Source organism: Variovorax sp. WS11, from assembly GCF_010499245.1.
Classification (GTDB): Bacteria; Pseudomonadota; Gammaproteobacteria; order Burkholderiales; family Burkholderiaceae_C; genus Variovorax.
This window is the reverse complement of record NZ_JAAGOW010000002.1, coordinates 588986-612017: the sequence shown is the minus strand read 5'-3', so window position 1 is coordinate 612017 and position 23032 is coordinate 588986. Positions and strand designations below refer to the sequence as shown.

The following is a 23032-nucleotide window of genomic DNA, read 5'->3' as shown; positions in this document are numbered from 1 at the left end:
CATGAAATTCGACACCCCCGCCACGACCAACCCGATCGATCAGCTCAAAGTAATCGGCAAGCCCACCGACCGCGTCGACGGCCCTCTCAAGACCACGGGCACGGCACCCTACGCGTACGAGCGTCACGATGTGGCGCCTGATGCGGCCTATGGCTACGTGGTCGGCGCTGGCATTGCGAAAGGCCGCATCGCCTCGATGGACCTGGCCGCCGCGCGCGCAGCGCCGGGCGTGCTCGCCATCGTCACTGCCCGCAACGCCGGCAAGCTCGGCAAGGGGGACTTCAACACGGCCAAGCTTCTGGGCGGGCCCGAGATCGACCACTACCATCAAGCAGTGGCGCTCGTCGTCGCGAACACCTTCGAACAGGCGCGTGCCGCTGCGCAGCTGGTGCGCATCGAGTACACACGCTCGCCCGGGCGCTTCGACCTGGTTGCAGAGAAGGATGCGGCGCAGATGCCGAAGCCGAACGAATTCTCCGGTCCGCCGGAAACGAAGGCGGGTGATTTCGCCGGCGCCTTCGCCGCGGCCCCGGTGCAGCTGGATGCGACCTACACCACGCCCGACGAGTCGCACGCGATGATGGAGCCGCACGCCTCGGTCGCGGGCTGGAAGGGCGACAAGCTCACGGTCTGGACATCGAACCAGATGATCGCCTGGGGCGTCGGCGATGTGGCCAAGACGCTCGGCATCCCGAAGGCCAATGTCCGCCTGGTCTCGCCCTTCATCGGCGGCGGCTTCGGCGGCAAGCTGTTCGTGCGTGCGGATGCGGTGCTCGCCGCGCTGGGCGCGCGGGCGGCGCGGCGGCACGTGAAGGTGGCGCTGCAGCGGCCGCTGATGATGAACAACACCACGCACCGGCCGGCGACGATCCAGCGCATCCGCATCGGCGCCACGCGCGACGGCAAGATCACCGCCATGGCCCACGAGGGCTGGTCCGGCGACCTGCCGGGCGGGCAGGCGGAGACCGCGGTCAATCAGAGCCGGCTGCTGTACGCCGGCGCGAACCGCCTGACGACCACACGGCTGGCGGTGCTGGACTTGCCCGAGGGCAACGCCATGCGCGCGCCTGGCGAGGCGCCGGGCATGATGGCGCTGGAGATCGCCATGGACGAGATGGCGGAAAAGCTGGGGCTCGACCCGGTCGAGTTTCGCGTCCTCAACGACACCCAAGTCGACCCAGAGAAGCCCGAGCGCCCGTACTCGCAGCGCAAATTGATCGAGTGCCTGCGCACCGGGGCCGAGCGCTTCGAGTGGAGCAAGCGCAACGCACGACCCGGGCAGCAGCGCGACGGGCGCTGGCTCGTGGGCACGGGGGTTGCCGCGGCGTTCCGCAACAACCTGCTGACCAAGTCGGCCGCGCGCGTGCGCCTGGACAACCGTGGCGTGGTCACTGTCGAAACCGACATGACCGACATCGGAACCGGGACGTACACGATCATCGCGCAGACCGCCGCCGAAACGATGGGCGTGCCGTTGCAGCGAGTGCTCGTGCGCCTCGGCGACTCGGCGTTTCCCGTCTCGGCCGGCTCGGGCGGGCAGTGGGGCGCCAACAATTCGACCTCCGGTGTCTACGCCGCCTGCATGAAGCTGCGCGAGGCCGTGGTGAAGAAGCTCGGCATCGCGCCGGGCGACGCGGAGTTCTCGGATGGCATGGTGCGCGCCGGCGATCGTGCGGTGCCGCTCGCAGAGGCGGCCGGCACGAACGGCCTCGCGGCCGAGGACGGCATCGAGTACGGTGACCTCGACAAGAAGTACCAGCAGTCGACCTTCGGCGCCCACTTCGTGGAGGTCGGCGTCGACGCCGCGACCGGCGAGATCCGCGTCCGGCGCATGCTCGCCGTGTGCGCCGCCGGGCGCATCCTGAACCCCAAGTCCGCCCGCAGCCAGGTGATCGGCGCCATGACGATGGGAGTCGGAGGGGCGCTGATGGAGGACCTGGCGCTCGACAAGCGGAACGGCTTCTTCGTCAATCACGACCTGGCGGCCTACGAGGTGCCGGTGCACGCCGACATCCCCCACCAGGACGTGATCTTCCTGGACGAGACCGACCCGATCTCCTCGCCCATGAAGGCCAAGGGCGTGGGGGAGCTCGGCATGTGCGGCGTCGCTGCCGCGGTGGCCAATGCCGTCTACAACGCAACCGGCATTCGCGTGCGCGACTATCCGGTCACGCTCGACAAGCTGCTGGATCGCCTGCCGCCGGTGGCGTGACTGGGGTGAGACGCAGCCTCAAGCAGCGTGTAGCGCGGGAGGCGTCGCCTCCATTCCGACGCTGGCGTTGTCGCGCAGTCTTGCCTTTCTCCGCGCGATGGCATCCGACAGAAACTCCGCATCGCGCGCCACACCCGAGAAGCGCCCCGATCCCCATGTGTGCAGCCATGGCAGCCCGAGGAAGTAAAGCCCCGGCTCGTTCGTCACGCCACGCACGTGCACGGGCGCGCCGCGCCCGTTGAACAACGGCGCATCGACCCACCCGAAGTCCGGCGAGAAACCGATGCACCAGATCACGCTGGTGATGCCGGCCGCCGCGAGGTCGAGCCGCGTGCGCTCTTCCTGTGGCTCCCAGACGGGCGTGTAGACCGAGGGCGGCGGCGCGTCGATGCCTTGCGCGGCAATGTGCTTGTCGATCGATGCGTTGATGCCGTTGTAGATGCGGTCCGCATGGTCGAGGTTGTCGCGCAGGTTGGGCTGCAGTTCGAGGCTGCCTTCGTGAAAGTCGCTCAGCAAGCCGTAGAGCTCCATGCCCTCGAGCGCGAAGCGGCGCAGATCGATGTCGCGGCCGCCGTCGCGGCCCGTCACGTAGTGGTTGGTGTTGTCGCGCACGCCCTCGCGCAGCGGGTGCTCGGTCACCGGCATCTCGTAGTAGCGCATGTCGGCCAGCCAGTCCACCACCTCGCGGCCGCGGTAGAAGCGCGCGCAGCGCGGCGCGTTGCCGGTCGCGAGGTGGACCTTCCGGCCGGCCAGGTGAAGGTCTTCCGCGATCTGCGCGCCCGACTGCCCGCAGCCCACCACCAGCACCGCGCCCTCGGGCAACTGTGCCGGGTTGCGGTATTGCGCGGAGTGGTATTGCGCCACCGAGCCCGGCAGCTTCTCGGCCAGCCGCGGCACGATCGGCTTGTGGTAGCCGCCCGAGGCCACCACCACCTGGTCCGCGGTGTAGAGGCCGGCATCGGTCTGCACGCTGAAGCGCTCGCCCTCGCCGGCGCGCCAGACGCGCTCCACGGTCACGCCCTCGATCGCCGGCGCCTTCACATGCGCGACGAAGCCGGCCAGCCAGTCGTTGATCTGGTCCTTCACCATGAAGCCGTGCGGATCGGCCCCTGCGTAGGGCCAGCCCGGCAGCTGGCATTGCCAGTTGGGCGTGACGAGGCAGAAGGAGTCCCAGCGCTGCGTGCGCCAGGTGTGGACCAGGCTGCGCTTCTCGATCACCAGGTGGTCGATGGCGCGCTGCTGCAGGCAATGGCTCAGCGAGAGTCCGGCCTGGCCGCCGCCGACGATGATGACGCCGTAATGGCTGCGTCCGCCATAGGGGTGGGGCATGGGGATCTTCTTTCTCGGATGTTTCGGGGAAGAGGCGTGCTTTCAGTCAAAGGCCAGCACCGTGACTTCGGCGTCCGCTGTGCCGGCGAAGCGCGTGGCGATGTGCTCGATCTCGGCGAGCTGGTCCATGGCCTGTGAACACGCGAAGCCGTACTTGGCGCGCACGCGCTCGGAGGCGATGCCCAGCGCCTCGCGCGTGCGCCGCAGGAATTCTTCGAGGCCGTAGCGCTGGCCGGGCGCGAGGTAGTCCTGCACCACCAGCGAGGGCGAGTAGCAGCGCGTTTCGCTGGCATCGGGCCAGCGCACGTGGAAATGCATCACGGGCATGGTGTGTGTCCTTCAGGCGGCTTGCGCGATGGGTGTGTGGGCAGCGCGTGCTCGCAGCCCGGCGCGGTACAGCGCCACGTGGCGTTCGGCACTGGCGGCCCAGCTGAAGCGCTGAGCGAGGCGCGCGGCCGAGCGCGCGATATGGCTCGGGTTGCGCGTGATCAGGGCGTGGCGCAACGCGGCGGCGATGGCGGTGGGGTCCGTCGGGTCGGCCCAGCTCACGTCGGTTTCGGCGAGGTATTCGGTGAAGGGCGCGATGCGCGAGACGACCACGGGTGCGCCGCTGGCCAGGCTTTCGGGTACCACGAGGCCGAAGCCTTCGCGCAGGGACGGCATCGCCACGACATCGGCGAGGCGGTAGAGCGCGGGCATGTCTTCGTCTGCCACGGGGCCTGTGAGGCGCACTGCCTGCCACGGCCCTTCGTCGAAGCCGAGGCCCTCCATCTGCGCACGGAAGGCTTGCGCATAGGCCGTGTGGTCGAGCAGGCTCGCACCGCCGGCGACCACGAGTTGTGCATGCGGGTGCGTCGTGCGCAGCAAGGCGAAGGCGACGAGGAGCCGCGCAGTGTTCTTGCGCTCCTCGACGCCGCCCACGGCCAGGACCACCGGCGCGCCGGTTCGGATGCCGAGCCTTTGTGCCAACGCCGTATCGCGGGCTTCAGCGATCGGCGAAAAGCGCGCGGCATCCACGCCGTTCGTGACCTCGTGCGCCTCGACGCCGTATTCCCGTGCCAGGTGCTCGCGCCACAGGCGGCTCACGCACAGCACCTGGCTGGCGCGCGCGAAGGCCGTGTGCTGCCATTGGGTGAGCTGCGGCACCTCGAAGGTGTCGAGGTGATGCACGGTGCGCACGAAGCCGTCGATGTGGCCGGCGTCCTGCAACTGCGCGAGCGCGTTGCCGCCGATCGAGTCGTGCGTGTGCAGCACGTCGAAGGGCCGGCGCTGCAGCAGTGCCTGCAGGTGCTGCACGAAGGCATCGATGCGCGAGCGCACCATGCCGACCGTGTCGCGCGGCGTGCCGTCGACCGGCACCAGCTCGACGGCGCAAGGCGGCGTGCGAAACAGCACCTGCCCGGGCGCGGCCGGCGCCATCACGGTCACCGCATGGCCGGCTGCGTGCAGCGCCTTCGCGAGTTCGAGGGTATGCACCACCCCGCCGCGGGGATTGACGGAGTGCGTGAGCAGGCCGATGCGCAAGGGCCGATCGTATTCAGACAAAGCTCGCCTCCCCGATTTCGGCGTTGGCGGCAGGCTGGATGAAGGCGTCGCGGCCGAAGTCCCACAGCAAGGCCTCGTCGCCGCCGCTGCTCAGGCGGACCTGGCGCGTGGCATCCACCTCGCCGACCACCGCGCAGGCGATGTCGCGCGCGGCGAAGCGGCCCAGTACCGGCGCCACCTGCGAAGGCGTCACGCTGAGCACGAAGCCGTAGCTCGGAAAGGAAGGCAGCCAGCGCAGCAGCGGCACACCCGCGGGCCGCGGCATCGCGTCGACGTCGATGCGCGCGCCGACGCCCGAGCACTCGAGCAGCATCATCGCCGTGCCCACCGCGCCGGCCATGCTGATGTCCTTGCCTGCGCCGCAGAGGCCGTCTTCGGCGATGGACGGCAGCAGCTCGAGGTCGGCGCGCAGCCGTGCGGCGGGCGCATGTGTCGAGGCGTTCCAGTAAGGGAACGGCTCCTCGTAGGCGCCGCGCAGGTCGACCGCCATCACCAGCAGGTCGCCAGGCTTCGCATCGAAACTCGTGAGCAGCCTGCGCGCATGGCCGAGGATGGCGACGGCGAGCTGTGGCCGCTCGCTGCGATTGTTGGTGTGGCCGCCGACGATGGGCACGCCATAGCGCGCAGCAGCCTCTCCCATGCCGCGCAGCACGTCGTCGGCGGGGGGCGTTGGAGTACCTTCGCCTTCGGCTGCGGTCCGAGCGCCTTCGGGCGGCCGGGCGGCGCTCATCCCGCTGCTCCACAGCGCATCGACCACGGCGGTTGGGCGCCCGCCCATGGCGTAGATGTCGCTCACGTTGACCATCACTCCGCAATAGCCGGCGAACCAGGGCATGCGCACGATGAAGTCCTCGACCAGCCCTTCGATGGCGAACAGCAGGTAGCCGCCGTGGCCATCGGGAATGGCGGCGCAGTCGTCGCCGATGGGCACGGCCTGCGCCAGCGCGGCATGGCCGCCGGGCAGCGAGCGGCCCAGGGCCGACACGACGTCGCCGATGTCGCGCTTGTGGGCGAAGCCGCGCGTGGCGCGCAACGCTTCGGCGATCTCGCGAACGCTCGTCATGCCACCACCTTGGCGCGCGTGACGAAGCCGCTGACCGGATCGTGGCAGGGCGGATAACAGCCGAGGTCGGCCTGCATGCGCGCATGCGGTCGCCCATGCACCGCCGTTTCCTCGAGCATCTGCCAGCCCAGCTTGCGAAAGAGCGGCACGTTCTGCATTTGCACCTGCGCGAGGAAGGTGTCGCACCCCAGCGCGTTGGCGCGCGACACCGCGAGCCGGATCAGCGTGACGCCGAGGTGCCCCTGGCTGCGGAATGCCGGATGCACGGCGAGGCGCGACCCCCACCATTCCCGCGGGCCCTCGCCGCGATGGATGCGAACCGTGCCGACTACCTGGTCCGGCATGCCGGCGGCGCAGGACATCGCCACCAGCAGTTGCGCCTCGTCGTCGATCGCGTCGCGATCATCGCGCGCGAAGATGCCCTGCTCGATGCAGAACACCGCCCGGCGCAGGGCCATGGCTTCGTCGCGTTCCCATTGCTGGGCGGCTTCGCGCACCAGATATTCAACGGGCGCATAGCGCATGTCCAGTTCGCTGAGGTCGTCGATGCACAGCATGGTCAGCTTTCGTAGACCGACAGCGATGAGCAGGCGCCGCACTTGCCGCAGCCGGCCTTGATGTCGGCGGAGCGTAGGCCGGCCGCCACCACGCGCTCGCCCAGCGGCGCCAGCAGCGACTTCATGAACTCCGGCGTGGGGGCCGGATGGTCTTCGAGCGGCGTGCCGCTGATCGGAACAAAGGGCACGACGAAGGGGTAGACGCCGCGCGCCAGCAATTGGTCGCAGATCTCGAGGATCGCCTCGCGCGTGTCGCCCAGGCCCGCGAGGATGTAGGTGCTGACCTGGCCGCGCCCGAACACCGCCACCGCGGCTTCGAAGGCGCTCATGTAGCGCGAGACCGGAACACTCGCCTTGCCCGGCATGATCCTTTCCCTCACCTCGGGCGTGACCACTTCCAGGTGCATGCCCAGCGTGTCGATGCCGGCGGCCTTCATGCGGTGGAACCACTGGTCGTCGTCGGGCGGCTCGCACTGGCCCTGGATCGGAATGTCGACGGCGGCCTTGATCGCGAAGGCGCTCTCGCACAGGATGGCCGCACCGCGGTCGGCGGCGTTGGGCGTGCCGGTGGTCATCACCATGTGCTTCACGCCGTCGAGCAGCACGGCAGCGCGCGCCACTTCAGCCAGCTGCTCGGGTGTCTTGCGCGCGATGGTGCGGCCGGCCGCGAGCGACTGGCCGATCGCGCAGAACTTGCAGCTCTTCCTGCGGCTCTCGTAGCGGATGCAGGTCTGCAGCACCGTGGTGGCGAGCACATCGCTGCCGTGCAGCGTGGCGATGTGCGAATAGGGCACGCCGTCGAAGGTCTGCATCGCGTAGAAGCGCGGCCGCTTCGGGAACGAGATGCTGGCGATCGGGATGCTGCCGCGCATCACGCGACTCACGCCTTGCGCATCGGGCGCCTCGGCGGTGAAGGGCGAATGCCAGGCGGTGGAGGTGTGGACCGGCACCATGATCGTGTGGCCGTCCACGACCACCGCCTTGTGGTCCGAGGGGCCGGCGCCGCCGCGCCGGCTCGCAGCACCGGCGCTGGGGTCAGCCAGCCGCAACCCGAAGGACTGGAGCTCCGTCATCAGTTGCCGGCTGTCCGGCGGTGTCGTGGTCGTGGTCATGATCGGAGCTCCGCTGATCGAGTGGGGTGGTTTGCGTGGAGTGCATCGGCACCGTGGTTTGCGCCGGCCGGTCGTTGATGGCGAGCGACAGCAGCTCGGGTCGCGCGTAGTGGCCGACCGAGTCCATCATTCGCTTGCGCTTGGCGATCAGCGCCATGTCGAGGTCGGCGATCACCATGCCTTCACCCTCGGTGAGCGGTGGCGCCAGGTGCTTGCCCTCGGGCGAGACGATGGCGGTGTGGCAGCCGCCGCGCAACGCCTTCTGCAGGCCGGCATCGGGCGTCACGCTGCGGATCTGCTCGTCGGTCAACCAGCCGGTGGCGTTGACCACGAAGCAGCCCGACTCCAATGCGTGGTGGCGGATGGTCACCTCCATCTGCTCCGCGAAGATCGGGCCCACCAGCGAGCCGGGGAACTGGGCGCAGTGGATCTCTTCGTGCTGCGCCATCAGGCTGTAGCGCGCGAGCGGGTTGTAGTGCTCCCAGCAGGCCAGCGCACCGACGCGGCCGACCGCCGTATCGACCACCTTGAGGCCGGCGCCGTCGCCCATGCCCCAGACCATGCGCTCATGGTAGGTGGGCGTGATCTTGCGCCGCTTGAGCACCAGCGTTCCGTCGGCGTCGAAGACGAGCTGGGTGTTGTACAGGCTGCCGTGGTCGCGCTCGTTGACGCCGAGCACCACCACCATGGCGCGTGCCCGGGCGCGCTCGGCCACGGCCTGCGTGACCGGGCCGGGCACGACGACCGCGCGCTCCGCCAGCTGCAGATGGGGAGGCCCCTGGAGCACCGGCGGCAGCACGAAGCTGAAGTAGGGGTAGTAGGGCACGAAGGTCTCGGGAAAGACAGCGAGCTGCGCGCCCTTGGCCGCCGCTTCGTCGATGGCGCTGCACACCCGCTCGAGCGTGCCGTCGGGCCGGTCGAAGTCGGGCGCGATCTGAATCGCCGCGGCACGCACGGTGCGGGGTGTGGAAGCCATCTCTGCGTCCAGACTTACAGCGTCCAGGTATCCAGAATGAAGGCGTTGGCCTTGCGGTGGATCAGGACCAGGTCCAGCACGTCGAGCGGATTGATCGGCTGGATGCCCTCGATCAGCGCGCCTTCGCCATGGCCGTACAGCGCCTGCAGCGCGAAGCGGCAGGCGTAGACCTTGCCGCCTTCCTCGATGAACTTGGCGATCTGCTTGTTGAAGTTCTGGTGGCCGGGAAAGGCTTCGTCACCCAGCGTGGGAAAGCCGCGCTGCACGCCCAGCGTCACGCCGGGGCCGTACAGCAGGATCGAGGTCTCGAAGCCCTTGCGCTTCAGGCGCGTGGCCTGCAGCAGGTTGACGAAGCCGATCGAGCCTTCGAAGGCGACGGTGTGGAAGGTCACGAGCGCCTTCTCGCCGGGCTCGGCCTTGACGTCTTCGAACACCTTCTCCTCGTAGTCGACGAGGAACTCGCCTTTTTCGTTGCGGGGGCGGGTGACTTTGGGCATGAGGGACTCCGGTTGGGGTGGTTGGAACGCAGGTCTTGCGTGCTGTTTCTTTGCAGGCGATGTGCCAGCGTTTGGCGGGGTGTGCGCGATCAACTTGCGATCAACGCGCAGCGGTGCGGGCCGCGTGCGGATAGAAAAATTTCCGGAAACCGGGAAGGCGAGGGTGAAAGAGGCGGGCGCACCGGTTTCGCACCGCGACGACGCATCCTTCATGCGATCAATGCACCCGATCAATCGGGTTGATCGCACCTGATCGGAGCATTCAGCCTTGCCGGGGCAGGCGCGATTCCTGCGTGTCGATCGCCGGCACGATGCGATCAAGAGATGCAATCAACTCCGCCGATGAACACGATCACCACCCACTGGCGCAAGCAATTGCGCAACACGGCCAAGCCGGCCTACCTGCTGCTGGCCGAGCTGATTGCCGACGACATCAAGACCGGCAGGCTGGGCGTGCGCGACCGGCTGCCCACGCTGCGCGAGCTGGCGGCCGACCTGAACCTCAACTACACGACCGTCGCGCGCGGCTATGCCGAGGCGCGCAAGCGCGGGCTGATCGATTCGCGCGCAGGCACCGGCACCTTCATTCGCTCCGGCAGCCCCAGCCTGCGCCTGCGCGGCGGCAGCGGCGCCGAGATGACGATGAACATGCCGCCCGAGCCCGACGACGAGCACCTGATGGCGCGGCTGCATGACAGCGCGAGCCGGGCCTTCGCGCAGCTCGACCTTCACGGCCTGCTGCGCTACCAGGACTTCGGCGGCACCGCGCAGGACCGCGAGGCCGCGATGCGCTGGCTGCGGCCCTTCGTGCCTGACGCGAGCGTCGACCGCATCCTCGTGTGCCCTGGCATCCACAGCGTGCTGACCGCGCTGTTCTCGCAGCTCGCGCGCCCGGGCGAGCTGATCTGCGTGGAGTCGCTCACCTACCCGGGCGTGAAGGCCATCGCGGCGCAGCTGGGCGTGCAGCTGCATGCGCTGCAGATGGACGACGACGGCCCGATCGCCGACACCTTCGAGCATGCCTGCAAGACGCTCAAGCCCAAGGCGCTGTACTGCAACCCCACGCTGCTGAACCCGACCGCCGCCACCGTGTCGCGCGCTCGCCGCGAGGCGCTGGCCGACGTGGCACTGCGCTATGCCGTGCCGATCATCGAGGACGACGCCTACGGCATGCTGCCGCGCCAATCCCCGGCCGCGCTGGCCACGCTGGCGCCGGGGCTTACCTACTACCTGAGCGGATTCTCGAAGTGCTTCGGCGCGGGGCTGCGCAGTGCGTATGTGTGTTCACCCACAGTGGTCCAGTCGCGACGCCTGGCCGGCGCGATGCGCGCGACCACCGTGATGGCGTCGCCCATCACCAATGCGCTGACCACGCTGTGGGTCGAGGACGGCACGGCCGGAGAGATGCTGCAGGCCGTGCGCGCGGAGTCCGTGGCGCGGCAGGTGCTGGCGGCGCGCTACCTCGGCGACAGAGGTCTGCAGGCGCATCCCGAAGGCTTTCATGCCTGGCTGCCGCTCACGCCGGGGTGGAGCCCGGTGGAGTTTGCGTCGTACCTGCGCACGCAGAACGTGGGCGTGGTGGCGAGCGCAGCTTTTTCCACCGACGGCGACCCGCCCGATGCGGTGCGCATCTGCCTGGGCGGGCCGATGTCGCGCGAGCAGTGCGATCAGGCCTTGCGCTTGATTGCCGACACGCTGACGCATCCGCTGCATCCGCATGCGACGCTGCGCGATGCGGGGTTCGGCCGTTGAGGCGCACCGTATGGATGGCGCAACGAGCGGGCCGACAGGTCGAAGCTTGTGATTGCCATGAAAGCGCGTAGCATCCTGGCGGCATCTCTCAGTGAAGTCCTTTGCCGCCCGCGCGAGGCCCGCTTGCATCACGGTGCCCGCCTTGCAGATGACTCGCAGATCATTTCACTCCCAGTGCGCTTGAACGGCGTTGGGCGGTCGCGTCGGTTTCGAGGGCAGTTGGCATCGGCCGCCTATGTCGAACCTGAAGGAGATGACATGGTCACCTACGTTGGCTTGATGAGCTTCACCGACAAGGGTCTGCAATCGGTCAAGGACACGACCAAGCGCGCGGCCGCCGCCAAGGAGGCCGCGAAGAAGTCCGGCGTCAATCTGCGGGAACTGGTCTGGACTCTGGGAGAGTACGACCTTGTTTCCATCATCGAAGCAGACGACGAGCAGGCATTGGCGGCGTTCAGTCTCGCCACGGCCATGCAGGGCAACGTGCGCTTTCAGACGCTTCGCGCGTTCACGGCCAGCGAGATGGATGCGATCCTGGCCAAGCTTCCGTAGCTGTTCTTCACAGCCTCTCAGGGCGGGTCGTACGCCCTGATCGGCTGCAGCGGCTCGTCGAAGCGCTCGATCTGCACGACGGTGAGCTGGCCCGAACAACCTTGGGCCAGGGAAGAGGTCCCGATGTCCTTGGTCAGCACGTTGGGATTGCCGTGCATGCACAGAGGGCGGCCTTGCGCGTCCATGCCGGGGTCGTACCAGGCGCCGGTGGGCAGGCGCGCGACGCCGGGCATCACGTCCTCGGTCAGGCTCGCGGCGGCCAGGCAGGCGCCGCGCAGGTTGAAGATGCGCACGATGTCGCCTTCCCGGATGCCGCGAGCGGCGGCGTCGGCGGGGTGCAAGCTGCAGACTTCGCGACCGCGGTGCTTGCCGCTCTGGCTGTGGCCGCCGAAGTCGAGCTGGCTGTGCAGGCGGGTCGCGGGCTGGTTGGCGACCAGCCAAAGCGGATAGGCGCTGTCCGGCATCTCGGACGGGGGCAGCCACGCCGGATGGCCGGGGCAGTCGGTATAGCCGAAGCCGGCAATGGCGCTCGAGCTCACCTGCACCTTGCCGCTGGGGGTCGGCAGCGGGTGACCGTCGGGGTCTACGCGGAAGGCGCGCAGGATGCCGCCATCGTCGGGTTTCTGCGGCAGCACGATCTCGCCGCGCTGCCAGAAGCTCTCGAAGTCGGGCGCATCCAATCCTTGCGCTTCCAGGCCGGCGCGGGTCTTCTCGTACAGGTGGGCCAGCCACTGGCGCGTGTCGCGTCCCTCGGTGAAAGCCTGCTGCCGGCCCAGGCGCGCGGCCAGGTCCGCGAAGATCTCGTAGTCGTCGCGCGCCAGGCCGAAGGGCTCGGCGATCCGGTGCATGGCGACGGCCAGCGGGTCTGTCGGCGCGGCGCCGATGTCCTCGCGCTCCAGCGTCATGGTGCATGGGAGCACGATGTCGGCATGGCGCGCGGTGGCAGTCCAGCCGATCTCGTGCACGACGAAGGTGTCGAGGCGCCGGAAAGCCTGGGCGAGGCGGGTGAGGTCCTGGTGATGGTGGAAGGGGTTGCCGCCGGCCCAGTAGGCCAGCCGGATGTGCGGGTAGGGTTGTCGCCGGCCGTTGTAGTCGAAGGGCTCGCCCGGGTGCAGCAGCATGTCGGCGATGCGTGCGACAGGGATGAACGCCTTCACGCCGTTGTCGCCCTGCGGCAGCGCGGCCGCAGGCACCGCGTTCGTCCGCTTGCCGTAGTGCGCCAGCGTCCCCAGCGCGTAGTTGTAGCCGCCGCCGGGCAGCCCCAGCTGGCCGAGCGCGGCGGCCAGCACCGCCGCCATCCATACCGGCTGCTCGCCGTGTTCGGCGCGCTGCAGCGAATGCGCCACCACCACGAGCACGCGCTTGCCGGCCAGCGAGCGGGCCAGCTGCGCGATGGTGCTCGCCGCAACGCCGCAGATGGCCGCGGCCCACGCGGCCGTCTTCGGCGTGCCGTCGCTGCGGCCGAGCAGGTAGTCCTCGAATGTCGCCCAGCCCTCGCAATAGCGCGCGATGAATCCGCGGTCGTGCAGGCCTTCGCTGACCAGCACGTGAACCATGCCGAGCATCATGGCGGTGTCGGTGTTCGGGACGGCAGCCAGCCACTCTGCGCGCGCTTCCTCGGGCATGTCGCTGCGCAGCGGGCTGACCGAGACGAAGCGGCAACCGCGCGCCGCGGCGTCGCGCATCGACTGGCGCTCGACGTGGCGGCTGATGCCGCCGCTGGCCACGCGCGAATTCTTGAGCGCCATGCCGCCGAAGGCGAGCACGACCTCGGTGTGCTCGACGATCTGTTCCCAGGTGACGTTGCGCCTCGCCACCTCGTCCATGTGGCCCAGGATGTGCGGCAGGATCACGCCCGAGGCGCCGGCGCTGTAGCTGTTGACCGAGCGCACGTAGCCGCCCAGCGTGGTGTTGAGGAAGCGATGAACCTGGCTCTGTGCGTGATGGAAGCGGCCTGCGCTCGACCAGCCGTAGGAGCCGCCGAAGATCGCTTCGCAGCCGTGCTGCGCCTTCACGCGCCGCAGCTCCGCGGCCAGCCGGTCCAGCACCTCGTCCCAGGACATGCTGACGAACTCGTCGCGCCCGCGCCTGGCATCGGGCCCCGGGCCGTCGTCGAGCCAGCCGCGCCGCACCATGGGCGCGGCCACGCGTGCGCGGTGGCGCAGCGCCGCGGGGAGGTTCTCGATCAGCGGATTCGGGTCCGGGTCGTCCGGGTGCGGCCGCACGGTGAGCGTGCCGTCCTTCCAGCCGGCGCGAAAGACGCCCCAGTGCGCGCTATGCGGGCGCAGCGCATCGGTATCGAGGGTCGGGAGGATGGGTTCGCTCATGCCTGGTCAGTCCAGCTGAAGATGGCCGCGCTCCACGCCGCGGCGGTAGTTGGCGATGTCCTTCACCACGAAGTCGCGGAAGGCCGTGCCGGTCAGCGTCGATTCCTGCGCGCCATCGGCGCGGTAGACGCGCAAAACCTCCGGCTGCTTCATGGCGTCCTTGACCGCGCGGGTGATCCTGTCGATGACCGGCTTGGGCGTGCCGGCCGGCGCGGCCAGGCCATACCACTGCGTCATCACCACGTCGATGCCCGACTCCTTGAGCGTGGGCACGTCGGGCATGCTGGGGATGCGCTTGGCGCTGCTCACGGCCAGCAGGCGCAGCTTGCCGCCGTTGATCTGGCCCATGAGCGGGGTGTAGGGCGCGAAGAAGCTGTCCACCAGGCCGCCCATGAGGTCGGTCATGACAGGGCCGGAGCCCTTGTACGGCACATGCAGGATGTCGAGCCCGGCCTGCTGCTTGACCATCTCCATCACGATCTGCGCGGCGCCGCCGGCGCCGGTGGAGGCGTAGCTCAGCTTGCCGCCCTTGGCCGCGGCGACGTAGTCCTGGATGGTCTTGATCTTCGAATCGGCGTTCACCATCAGGCCGAAGGGCGTCTCCACGAGCTGGCTGATGAAGACGAAGTCCTCGGGCACCTTGTAGGGCAGGGTCTTGCGGATCGCCGGCGCGCTGCCCATGTTGCCGCTCATGGCCAGCAGCAGGGTGTAGCCGTCGGGCCTGGCCTGCGTCAGCTGTTCCGCGGCGATGTTGCCGCCGGCGCCGGCCTTGTTGTCGACCACCACCGGCTGGCCGATGTGCCTGCCCAGCTCCTGGGCGATGGTGCGGCCGTACAGGTCGCCGCCGCCGCCGGGCGGGAAGCCGATCAGCAGCTTGATCGGCTGGGCCGGATAGTCCGCGGCGGCGGCCACGGCCGCGCTGCCGGCGAGGCAGGCCGCGGCCACCAGGCGCGCAGCGTTGCGCAGGAACAGACGTTTGTGCATGGCTTGTCTCCAGTCCAAAGGAAAACGGTGTCGCCGCGCTCGGCGCGGCCGCGGTGACGGCTATGCCGTGCCGGTGGCGATCGGCGCGCCGGGCTGCGCGCTCCACTCGCTCCACGAGCCCGGGTACAGCGCAGCGCCCCGCAGCCCGGCGATCTCCATGGCCAGCAGGTTGTGGCAGGCCGTGACGCCCGAGCCGCATTGGCTCACCAGCTCGGCGGCTGCACGGCCGCCGGTGACGGCATCGAACTCCTGGCGCAGCTGCTCGGCGGGCTTGAAGCGGCCGTCGGCCGCGAGGTTGTCGCGGAACAGGCGGTTGCGCGCGTCGGGGATGTGGCCGCCGATCGGGTCCAGCGTCTCGTTCTCGCCGCGGAAGCGATCGGGCGCACGGGCATCGATCACCAGCTTCGACGGATTGGCAAGATTGGCTTTCAGCGCTTCGTAGTCGACCGTGGACACGCGCGACGGACGCAGGGTGAACCGCCCGGGCGCGCGCGCAGCCGGCGCCTCGGTGGCGAGTGCCCGGCCGGCCGCCTTCCATGCCGCGATGCCGCCGTCGAGCACGGCCGCGGCTTCGTGGCCGGCCCAGCGCAGCATCCACCACAGGCGCGCGGCATACATGCCGCCGGCGTTGTCGTAGGCGACGATCTGCGTCTCGTCGTTCGCACCCAGCCCGGCCATGAGCCTGGCGAAGCGCTCGCGCTCCGGCAGCGGATGGCGTCCGTTGCGGCCGGTCTTGCGCGCGCTCAAAGCGTGCTCGAGATGCATGTAGAAGGCACCGGGAAGATGGCCCGCCACGTAGGCGCGCAGTCCGGCATCGGGGTCGCTCAGCTCGAAGCTGCAGTCCAGCACCAGCGGTGCGGCAGCACCGCCGTGCGCGATGGCCGCGGCGAGCTGGTCGACGGAGATGAGGGTGTCGTGGCGCATCGCGCCGGGGTTATGGGTCATGTCGGTTCAGGGGTCTAGGGAGAAATTTCCTTCAGCAGCGCCGGCGTGGCGGCACCGCGGTAGCGGGCGATGTCCTGCGCGATGAACTTGCCGAAGCCGTCGAGCGGCAAGTCGTGCTCCAGGGCGGCGTCGCGGCGGATGGCATCGCGCACTTCGGGCGTGGCGAGCGCGCGGCTCAGGTGCGTCGACAGATGCTTCAGCACCGCCTCGGGCGTGCCGGCCGGCGCGACCAGGCCATACCACTGCGTGACGGGAACGTCCACGCCGATCTCCTTGAAGGTCGGCACCTCCGGCAGCGCAGGGCTGCGCTGGTCGCCCGTGATGGCCAGGAGCCGCAGCTGGCCCTGGCGCACCTGGGCGACCAGCGGCGAGGCAGTGGCGAAGAAGTTGTCCACCTGGCCGCCCAGCATGTCGGTGATCGCCGGGCCCGAGCCCTTGTAAGGCACGTGCAGCATGCTCACGCCGGCCGCCTGCTTCACCATCTCCATGCCGATGTGCGCGGCGCCGCCGGTGCCGGTGGAGGCGAAGCTGAGCTTCTGCGTCTTGGCCGCCGCGAGCATCTCGCGTGCGCTCTTGAAGCGCGAGCCGTGGGCCACGAAAAGGCCGTGCGGCGCCTCCAGGATCAGCCCGATGGGCGCGAAGTCCGCCGGCACCTTGTAGGGGATGGCCTGCGGCTTGATGGCGGGCGAGACCGCGAGGTTGCCGCTCATGGCCAGCAGGATGGTGTAGCCGTCGGGCCTGGCCTTGGCGACCAGGTCGGCGGCGATGTTGCCGCCCGCGCCGGCGCGGTTGTCCACGACCACCGGCTGGCCGAGGGCCTTGCCCATGGCGTTGGCGATCATGCGGCCATAGAGGTCGCCGCCGCCGCCGGGCGGGAAGCCGACCACGAGCTTGACGGGCTGCTCGGGATAGGCGGCGAAGGCCGGCAGCGCACCGAGGCCCAGCAGGCCCGCCAGTGCGAGCGCTGCACGGCGCCGAACGCTGCCGCGGAATGCGAGGGGCATGTCTGTCTCCTGTCTCTTGTGTCTTGTCTCTTGGGGTGATGCGGCAGCCGCGGCCTCAGGCCTCGAGCCAGCCCTGGTGCAGCGCCAGCGTGCGGTCCACCGAGGCGCCGCACTGGCCGAGGTAGCCGGCGGGGTCGGTGAGATCGCGGATCTCCTCGTCCGACAGCAACTGGCCCAGGCCTTCGTGCTGGCGCATCGCCTCCGCGAAGTCGAGCCGCGAGGTGATGCCGTGCATCGAGGCTGCGTAGATCCACTCGTGCGCGGTCTGCTTGCCCACGCGCCCGGAGAGCTCCAGCATCACGCGTTCCGACAGCAGATAGCCGCGCATCCGGTCGAGGTTGTGCGCCATCGCGTCGGCGTTCACCTTCAGCCCGGCCAGCAGGTTCTTCGCCTGGAACAGCATGGCGCCGGCGATGAGGCAGCACTCGGGCAGCGCCTTCCATTCCATCTTCCAGGCGATGCCGTCGCGCTCGCCTTCCTGCACCATGCCTTCGAGCATCAGCGCGGCGTTGTAGCGCAGCGGCCGCGCCAGGCCCGCCAGGTTCTCGGCCGAGGTCGGGTTGCGCTTGTGCGGCATGGTGGAAGAGCCCAGCTTGCCGTCGGAGAAGCCTTCTTCGACTTCGCCGAACTCGTTGCGCTGCATGTTGAAGAGCTCGTTGCCGATCTTCGACAGCGTGGCGCCGACCATCGCGAGCAGGGTGGCGTATTCGGCGAAGCGGTCGCGCGCCGGCGCCCAGCTGATGGCGGGCGTGCCCAGACCGAGCTTGTCGAGCATCAGGCGCTCGAGCTGCGCCGCTTGCTCGCCCAGCGAGGCCTGGCTGCCGACCGCGCCGGCCAGCATGCCGACCAGCACGCGCGGCGCGGCCTGCGCCAGGCGCTCGTGATGGCGGCCCAGCTCGTCGAGCCACAGTGCGCACTTGTGGCCGAAGGTGATGGGCAGGGCCTGCACGCCGTGCGTGCGGCCCGCCATGGGCGTGTCGCGGTGGGCCGCGGCCAGGCGGGCGAGCTCCCGTCCCACGGCGCGCAGGTCGCGCAGGGCGACGGCGTGGAACTCCTTCAGCTGCAGCGCGACGCCGGTGTCCACCACGTCCTGCGTGGTCGCGCCGTAGTGGACCCACTCGCCGTTCTCCTTGCCGCAGCGCGCCTGCAGCTGCTTCAGCGCCGGCACCAGCGAGTGCTTGATGCGCCGGATCTCGGCCGACATCTGCGCGATGTCGATGTTCTCGATTCGGGCCTTCTCGCCGATCTCTTTCGCCGCGGCGGCCGGGATGATGCCCAGCTCGGCCTGGGCCGCGGCCAGCGCGGCCTCGAAGTCGAGCCACTTCTGCACGCGGTTCTCTTCCGAGAAGATGGCGCGCAGCTCGTCGGTGCTCCACAGATGCTGGAGCGATTGCATGTCGAAAACGGAAACGGACATCGATGGATTCCTAGGGCAGGGGAAGAAGGCGCTCGCGCGGCAGCACGCGCCCGGGGTTGAAGGTGTTGGCGGGGTCCAGCGCCCGCTTGAGGCGGGCCATCAGCTCCAGGGCGACCGGCGACTTGTGCTGGAGAAAGGCGGCCTGCTTGAGGCGCCCGATGCCGTGCTCGGCCGAGATCGAGCCCTGCATCCGCGCTGCGACGGCGTGCACCAGCTCGTGCACCGCCTCTTCGCGGGCACGGAACTCGGCGTCGGGCATGCCGGGCGGCTTGCTCTGGTTGTAGTGCAGGTTGCCGTCCCCCACGTGGCCGAAGCAGACCACGCGGATGCCGGGCATCAGGGCCTCGAGCGCGGCGCCGGCCTCTGCGATGAAGGCGGGAATGCGCGAGACCGCGACCGAGATGTCATGCTTGATCGACGGTCCCTCCAGGCGCTGCGCCTCAGGGACGTGCTCGCGCAGCGCCCACAGCGCGTGCGCCTGCGGGCCCGAGGCCGCGACCACCGCATCGGCGACCAGGCCGTCCTCCATCGCGGCGCCGAGCACTTCTTCCACGGCGGGCGCCGGATCGAGCCGCGCCGAGGTCTCGGAGACGTCGAACAGCACGGCCCAGGGGTAGCTGCCGCCCAATGGGTCGCGCATGCCCGCCACGCCGTGCGCCAGCACCTGGTCGATCGCCTGCCGGCCGAGCAACTCGAAGGCGGTGACGCGCTCGCCCACCGCCTCGGTCAGCCGTGCGAGCAGCAGCACCGCCGCCTCGGCATCGCGCACTGCGACCCAGGCCGTCACCACCTTGCGCGGCGGCGCGAACAGCCTGAAGGTGGCCGCCGTCACCACGCCCAGCGTGCCCTCGCTGCCGATGAAGAGCTGCTTCAGGTCGTAGCCGGTGTTGTCCTTGCGCAGCGCGCCCAGGCCCTGGAGCACGCGGCCGTCGGCCAGCACCACCTCGAGGCCGAGCGCGAGCTCCCGCGCATTGCCGTAGCGCAGCACCTGCTCGCCGCCGGCATTGGTGGCGAGCACGCCGCCGATGGTGGCGCTGCCTTCGGAGGCCAGCGAGAGCGGGAACAGCCGGCCCTGCGCAGCCGCGGCCTCCTGTGCGGCCAGCACCGTGCAGCCGGCCTCCAGCGTCATCGCGTTGTCGAGCGGATCGACGCTGCGCACGGCCGCCATGCGGCTGAGGCTCAGCACCACCTCCGTGCGCGAGGCATCGGGCGTGGAGCCGCCGACCAGGCCGGTGTTGCCGCCCTGGGGCACCACCGGCACGCCGTGGGCGGCGCAGGCCGCCACCACGCGCGAGACCTCCGCGGTGCCGGCCGGCCGCACCACCGCGCGGGCGGCGCCCGGGTAGCAGCGGCGCCAGTCGGCGACGTAGCGCGCCACCTCGTCGTCGCGCGTGAGCAGGTGGGCGGGGCCTACGATATCGGCGAGCAGGCTCAGGAAGGCGTCGGGATCGGTGCGGGCTGGCATGGAAGGGTGCGCGACACTTGTCTCTGTGGGCCCCGGCATCGCAGCGCGCGATGCCCTGGGCTTGTGGGGCACTTCATTTCAATGAATGAAATGTATTTTAATAAACGAAACTATAGAGACCGCCAGGAAGGGTGTCAAGCCGACCCTGGCGCCAGCCATACCGCACGATGAAGAACAGCCCCAAGAAAGCGCCGAATGCCGGTGCTGCGGCCGCCGAAGCCGAGGACGCCGCGACGCCCGCCGGGCCCAAGCCGCCGGTGGGTGTGCTGGAGCGCGGCATCTCGATCCTCGGGTGCTTCAGCGAGGAGCGCCTGCGCCTGTCGCTGCGCGAGCTGGCCGAAGGCACCGGCCTGGACAAGGCCACGCTGCTGCGCCTGCTGGGCGTGCTGGTGCGTGCGCGCATGGTCCACCGCTTCGAGAGCGGCAGCTATGCGCCCGGGCCGGCGCTGCTGCACATGGGCATGCTCTACCGCAGCACCTTCGACCTGGGCACGCGCCTGCAGCCGGTGCTGCACAACGTGATGCGCCAGACCGGCGAGACGGTGGCCTTCTACGTGCGCAGCGGCAACGAGCGCGTCTGCCTCTACCGCGAGAACACCTCCAAGGAGGTTCGGCACCACGTCGAGGTCGGCACCCGCATCCGGCTCGCCGACGGCGGCTCCTCGGCCCACGTGCTCAACTTCTTCACCGGCGGCAAGACGCCGCACGCGGCCGAGATCCGCGAGAAGGGCTATGCGATGACGCGCTCCGAGCGGGTCGCCGAGATGGCCTCGGTCGCGCTGCCCGTGTTCGAGGGCGATGGCAGTTTCCTGGGCGCGCTGGTGGTGATCGGGCTGGCCTCGCGTCATGACGCGCAGGCGCAGCGCAAGGCGGTGGAAGTGGTGCGCTCCGAGCTGGCGGAGCAGGGCTTCGTGACCCGGGCGCCGGCGGGCTGGCGTCCTCCTTCGGCCTGAGGCGCGATCCAAGACCCCTCTCAGCCGAAGAGGGCCGCCGGCGGCGCGCCGACGTCCGCATCCCGATCGGCTTCGGCAAAGCCGGCGCACCAGTGGCTCACGCGGCGCGCCGCCGCGTCGTCCATGCCGGGCGCGAAGGCGCGCATGCGCGCCTGGAGCTGGTCCCAGTCGAACGGGTCCTCGGGGTCGCCGCGGCGCAGCTCGCGCAGGGCGCTGAAGCTGCGGCCGTCCTGCATCGTGATCGTGACGCGGCTCGGGCGCTTCTGCGGAAACGCGCGCTGGAAGCCGTCGTCCGTTGCCACCGAGATCTTGCGCGCCAGTGCCAGCAGGGCGGGCGAGCGCAGGTCGGGCGATTCCATGTCCTCGATGCCGAGGCCTTGCTTCAACAGCAGCGTCGCGAGCACGTAGCGCAGGCTGAAGCAGGTCTCGGCAGGCTTGGCGGGCCAGTCCACGCCGGCGATCTTGAGGGCATGCGGAAAGATCAGCACCTCGATCGAGGCGATCTGCTCCGGCACCGGCTGGTGGGCATCGATGAGCGCACGCGCGGCATCGAGCGGCGTGAACAACTGCGCGCAGCAGGGCCAGGCCTTGATGGTGGCGGTGTTGATGCGCTCCGCTGCCTCGAAGCCGATGTCCAGCGCCTCCAGCGGACCGTCGCCGCCGAGCAAGGCGTGCAGTCCGCGCCGGCCGGTGACGAAGGCGCGCGCGCCCGGCAGTCCGGCGCGTGCGGCGTAGGCGGCCGCGATGCCGTTGCGCACCGCGAAGGCGGGATGCAGGGACTTGGATTCGTGCGCCTCGTCGTCCACCAGCTGCCACAGCCCCGCGGCCTGGGTCGCGCCGATGCCCATGGCATGGTGCAGCGCCGCCGGCGGCAGGCCCAGCGCGACACCGGCCGCGGCCGCGGCCCCCACCGCGCCGGCGGTCGCGGTGGCGTGGAAGCCGGCCGCATGCCGAGTGCCCAGTGCCTCGCCGACGCGCAGTGCCACCTCGTAGCCTGCGATCACGGCATCGGCCACGCGCCGCTGGGTCAGCGGCTCGATCGCCGCCAGCGCGAGCACCGGCGAGACCGCGACCACGCCCGGATGCAGCATGGCGGCACGATGCGCGTCGTCGATCTCGCGCAGATGGGCGATGCCGGCATTCGCGAATGCCGCTGCCGGCGCCGCCATGCCGGCACCGCCGAAAACCGGCGCCGGCCCCGCACCCGGCATGCAGTCGCCGGCAAGCCTGCGCAGCGTGTCCGCCGCGGGCAGGGCCAGCGCCGACCAGCCGGCGGTGAACCAGTCCAGCAGGGCCTGCGCGAGGCGGGCGCGCGTGGCGCTCGGGATGGGCCGGCGCTGCAGCGCGTCGAGATGGCGCACCAGGGCCGCTTCGGGAAGATGCTCCATAATGATTTCATTCAATGAACTGTCTTTCATTATATGAACCATCAGGCAGGCAACTTCTCTCTCTCCGTCGAGCCCTTTCTGGATCGCGCGACGGGCACCTTCTCCTACCTCGTCGACGACGGTGCGGGCACCTGCGCCGTGGTGGATCCGGTGCTGGGTTTCGATGCCGCTTCGGGCCGTACCGATGCGCGCCCGCTCGACGCGCTGGCGCAGCGCATCGAGCAGCGCGGCCTGGCGCTGCAATGGCTGCTGGAGACGCATGCACATGCCGACCACCTGTCGGGCGCACTGCACCTGCAACGCCGCCTTGGCGGCACGATTGCGATCGGCGCCGGCATCGCGCAGGTGCAGCGCGCGTTCCGCGGCATCTTCAATGCGGACGATCTCGCGGTCGACGGCTCGCAGTTCCAGCATCTGTTCACCGATGGCGAGCGCTTCGGCATCGGGCGCCTGCAGGCTTGTGCGCTGCACGTGCTGGGCCACACGCCCGCGGACATGGCTTTCCGCATCGACGACCCGGCCGGCGGCCCTTCGGCGGTCTTCGTCGGCGACACGCTGTTCATGCCCGATCTCGGCACCGCGCGCTGCGACTTCCCCGGCGGCGATGCGCACCGGCTCTTCCGCTCGATCCGGCGCCTGCTCGCATTGCCGAGCGATACCCGGCTCTACCTGTGCCACGACTATCCGCCTGCCGGCCGCGAGGCTTCTTGCTGCAGCACGGTGGCCGAGCAGCGCGCGCACAACGTCCATGTGCGTGACGGCGTGGAGGAAGAGGACTTCGTCGCACGCCGCCGCGCGCGCGACGCGACGCTGGCGATGCCGGCGCTGATGCTGCCTTCCGTGCAGGTCAACATCCGCGCCGGCCGTCTGCCGCCGGTCGAGGCGAACGGTGTGGCTTACCTCAAGATTCCCGTCGATCTGCTTTGACGCGCTGCCAGGGCGTTGGTCGCTGGC

The 23032-nt window shown here is 69.9% G+C and carries 20 protein-coding genes; 5 read left to right on the top strand and 15 right to left on the bottom strand.

The window, feature by feature from the left end; genetic code table 11:
• Nucleotide 1 precedes the first annotated feature (1 nt).
• Nucleotides 2-2212 (top strand): aldehyde oxidoreductase molybdenum-binding subunit PaoC, encoded by a 2211-nt coding sequence (gene paoC, locus GXN78_RS23380; protein ID WP_164255690.1) that lies wholly within the window; start codon nt 2-4, stop codon nt 2210-2212.
• A gap of 18 nt (nt 2213-2230) precedes the next feature.
• Here the strand turns inward: paoC and GXN78_RS23375 are convergent, their stop codons facing one another.
• Genes GXN78_RS23375 through GXN78_RS23340 form a run of 8 tightly spaced genes read right to left on the bottom strand, consistent with a single transcriptional unit; the run spans nt 2231 to nt 9291 of the window.
• Entirely contained in the window at nt 2231-3541 is a 1311-nt protein-coding gene (locus GXN78_RS23375) for an MSMEG_0569 family flavin-dependent oxidoreductase (protein WP_106557551.1), read from the bottom strand.
• A gap of 42 nt (nt 3542-3583) precedes the next feature.
• Nucleotides 3584-3868: an MSMEG_0570 family nitrogen starvation response protein gene (locus tag GXN78_RS23370; protein ID WP_106557552.1), complete on the bottom strand. Its 285-nt coding sequence runs from the start codon at nt 3866-3868 to the stop codon at nt 3584-3586.
• Nucleotides 3869-3880: 12 nt separating this feature from the next.
• Nucleotides 3881-5086, bottom strand: coding sequence for an MSMEG_0565 family glycosyltransferase (locus GXN78_RS23365; protein WP_106557553.1), 1206 nt, complete (start codon nt 5084-5086; stop codon nt 3881-3883).
• On the bottom strand, nt 5079-6149 hold the full coding sequence (locus GXN78_RS23360; protein WP_106557554.1) for an AIR synthase related protein: 1071 nt from the start codon (nt 6147-6149) through the stop codon (nt 5079-5081). Before GXN78_RS23360 ends, GXN78_RS23365 begins: the two co-directional genes overlap by 8 nt.
• Nucleotides 6146-6706, bottom strand: coding sequence for an MSMEG_0567/Sll0786 family nitrogen starvation N-acetyltransferase (locus GXN78_RS23355; protein WP_106557555.1), 561 nt, complete (start codon nt 6704-6706; stop codon nt 6146-6148). Before GXN78_RS23355 ends, GXN78_RS23360 begins: the two co-directional genes overlap by 4 nt.
• Before the next feature lie 2 nt (nt 6707-6708).
• A complete protein-coding gene (locus GXN78_RS23350; RefSeq protein ID WP_106557556.1) occupies nt 6709-7779 on the bottom strand; it encodes an MSMEG_0568 family radical SAM protein in 1071 nt (356 codons plus the stop codon).
• The gene (locus GXN78_RS23345; RefSeq protein ID WP_106557557.1) at nt 7742-8794 is read right to left on the bottom strand and encodes a Nit6803 family nitrilase; all 1053 of its coding nucleotides are present in this window, start codon (nt 8792-8794) and stop codon (nt 7742-7744) included. Before GXN78_RS23345 ends, GXN78_RS23350 begins: the two co-directional genes overlap by 38 nt.
• A gap of 14 nt (nt 8795-8808) precedes the next feature.
• Nucleotides 8809-9291: an MSMEG_0572/Sll0783 family nitrogen starvation response protein gene (locus GXN78_RS23340; RefSeq protein WP_106557558.1), complete on the bottom strand. Its 483-nt coding sequence runs from the start codon at nt 9289-9291 to the stop codon at nt 8809-8811.
• Nucleotides 9292-9633: 342 nt separating this feature from the next.
• Between GXN78_RS23340 and GXN78_RS23335 the strand changes: the two genes are divergently transcribed.
• The gene (locus GXN78_RS23335) at nt 9634-11043 is read left to right on the top strand and encodes a PLP-dependent aminotransferase family protein (protein ID WP_106557559.1); all 1410 of its coding nucleotides are present in this window, start codon (nt 9634-9636) and stop codon (nt 11041-11043) included.
• A gap of 258 nt (nt 11044-11301) precedes the next feature.
• A complete protein-coding gene (locus tag GXN78_RS23330; RefSeq protein WP_106557560.1) occupies nt 11302-11595 on the top strand; it encodes a GYD domain-containing protein in 294 nt (97 codons plus the stop codon).
• Nucleotides 11596-11612: 17 nt separating this feature from the next.
• Here the strand turns inward: GXN78_RS23330 and GXN78_RS23325 are convergent, their stop codons facing one another.
• From GXN78_RS23325 to GXN78_RS23300, 6 genes are read right to left on the bottom strand one after another with little or no spacing between them, the layout of a single operon-like run.
• On the bottom strand, nt 11613-13922 hold the full coding sequence (locus tag GXN78_RS23325) for a molybdopterin-dependent oxidoreductase (protein ID WP_106557561.1): 2310 nt from the start codon (nt 13920-13922) through the stop codon (nt 11613-11615).
• A 6-nt stretch (nt 13923-13928) separates the two neighbouring features.
• Entirely contained in the window at nt 13929-14906 is a 978-nt protein-coding gene (locus GXN78_RS23320) for a tripartite tricarboxylate transporter substrate binding protein (RefSeq protein WP_106557562.1), read from the bottom strand.
• 60 nt (nt 14907-14966) lie between these two features.
• Nucleotides 14967-15851 (bottom strand): sulfurtransferase, encoded by an 885-nt coding sequence (locus GXN78_RS23315; RefSeq protein ID WP_239142874.1) that lies wholly within the window; start codon nt 15849-15851, stop codon nt 14967-14969.
• Between the two features lie 14 nt (nt 15852-15865).
• On the bottom strand, nt 15866-16855 hold the full coding sequence (locus GXN78_RS23310) for a tripartite tricarboxylate transporter substrate binding protein (RefSeq protein WP_106557563.1): 990 nt from the start codon (nt 16853-16855) through the stop codon (nt 15866-15868).
• Nucleotides 16856-16910: 55 nt separating this feature from the next.
• Entirely contained in the window at nt 16911-18272 is a 1362-nt protein-coding gene (gene purB / locus GXN78_RS23305) for an adenylosuccinate lyase (protein ID WP_106557564.1), read from the bottom strand.
• A gap of 10 nt (nt 18273-18282) precedes the next feature.
• Nucleotides 18283-19737 carry an FAD-binding oxidoreductase gene (locus GXN78_RS23300; RefSeq protein WP_106557565.1) on the bottom strand — a complete coding sequence of 485 codons (1455 nt, stop codon included), beginning with the start codon at nt 19735-19737 and terminating at the stop codon, nt 18283-18285.
• 167 nt (nt 19738-19904) lie between these two features.
• Here GXN78_RS23300 and GXN78_RS23295 point away from each other — a divergent pair, with 167 nt between their 5' ends.
• Complete coding sequence (locus GXN78_RS23295; RefSeq protein ID WP_239142873.1) at nt 19905-20690, top strand: IclR family transcriptional regulator; 786 nt, start codon at nt 19905-19907, stop codon at nt 20688-20690.
• Between the two features lie 20 nt (nt 20691-20710).
• On the opposite strand, the gene GXN78_RS23290 is transcribed toward GXN78_RS23295, so the two are convergent.
• Nucleotides 20711-22093 carry an MmgE/PrpD family protein gene (locus GXN78_RS23290; protein WP_239142872.1) on the bottom strand — a complete coding sequence of 461 codons (1383 nt, stop codon included), beginning with the start codon at nt 22091-22093 and terminating at the stop codon, nt 20711-20713.
• A gap of 18 nt (nt 22094-22111) precedes the next feature.
• Between GXN78_RS23290 and GXN78_RS23285 the strand changes: the two genes are divergently transcribed.
• The gene (locus GXN78_RS23285) at nt 22112-23005 is read left to right on the top strand and encodes an MBL fold metallo-hydrolase (protein WP_106557567.1); all 894 of its coding nucleotides are present in this window, start codon (nt 22112-22114) and stop codon (nt 23003-23005) included.
• Nucleotides 23006-23032 lie beyond the last annotated feature (27 nt).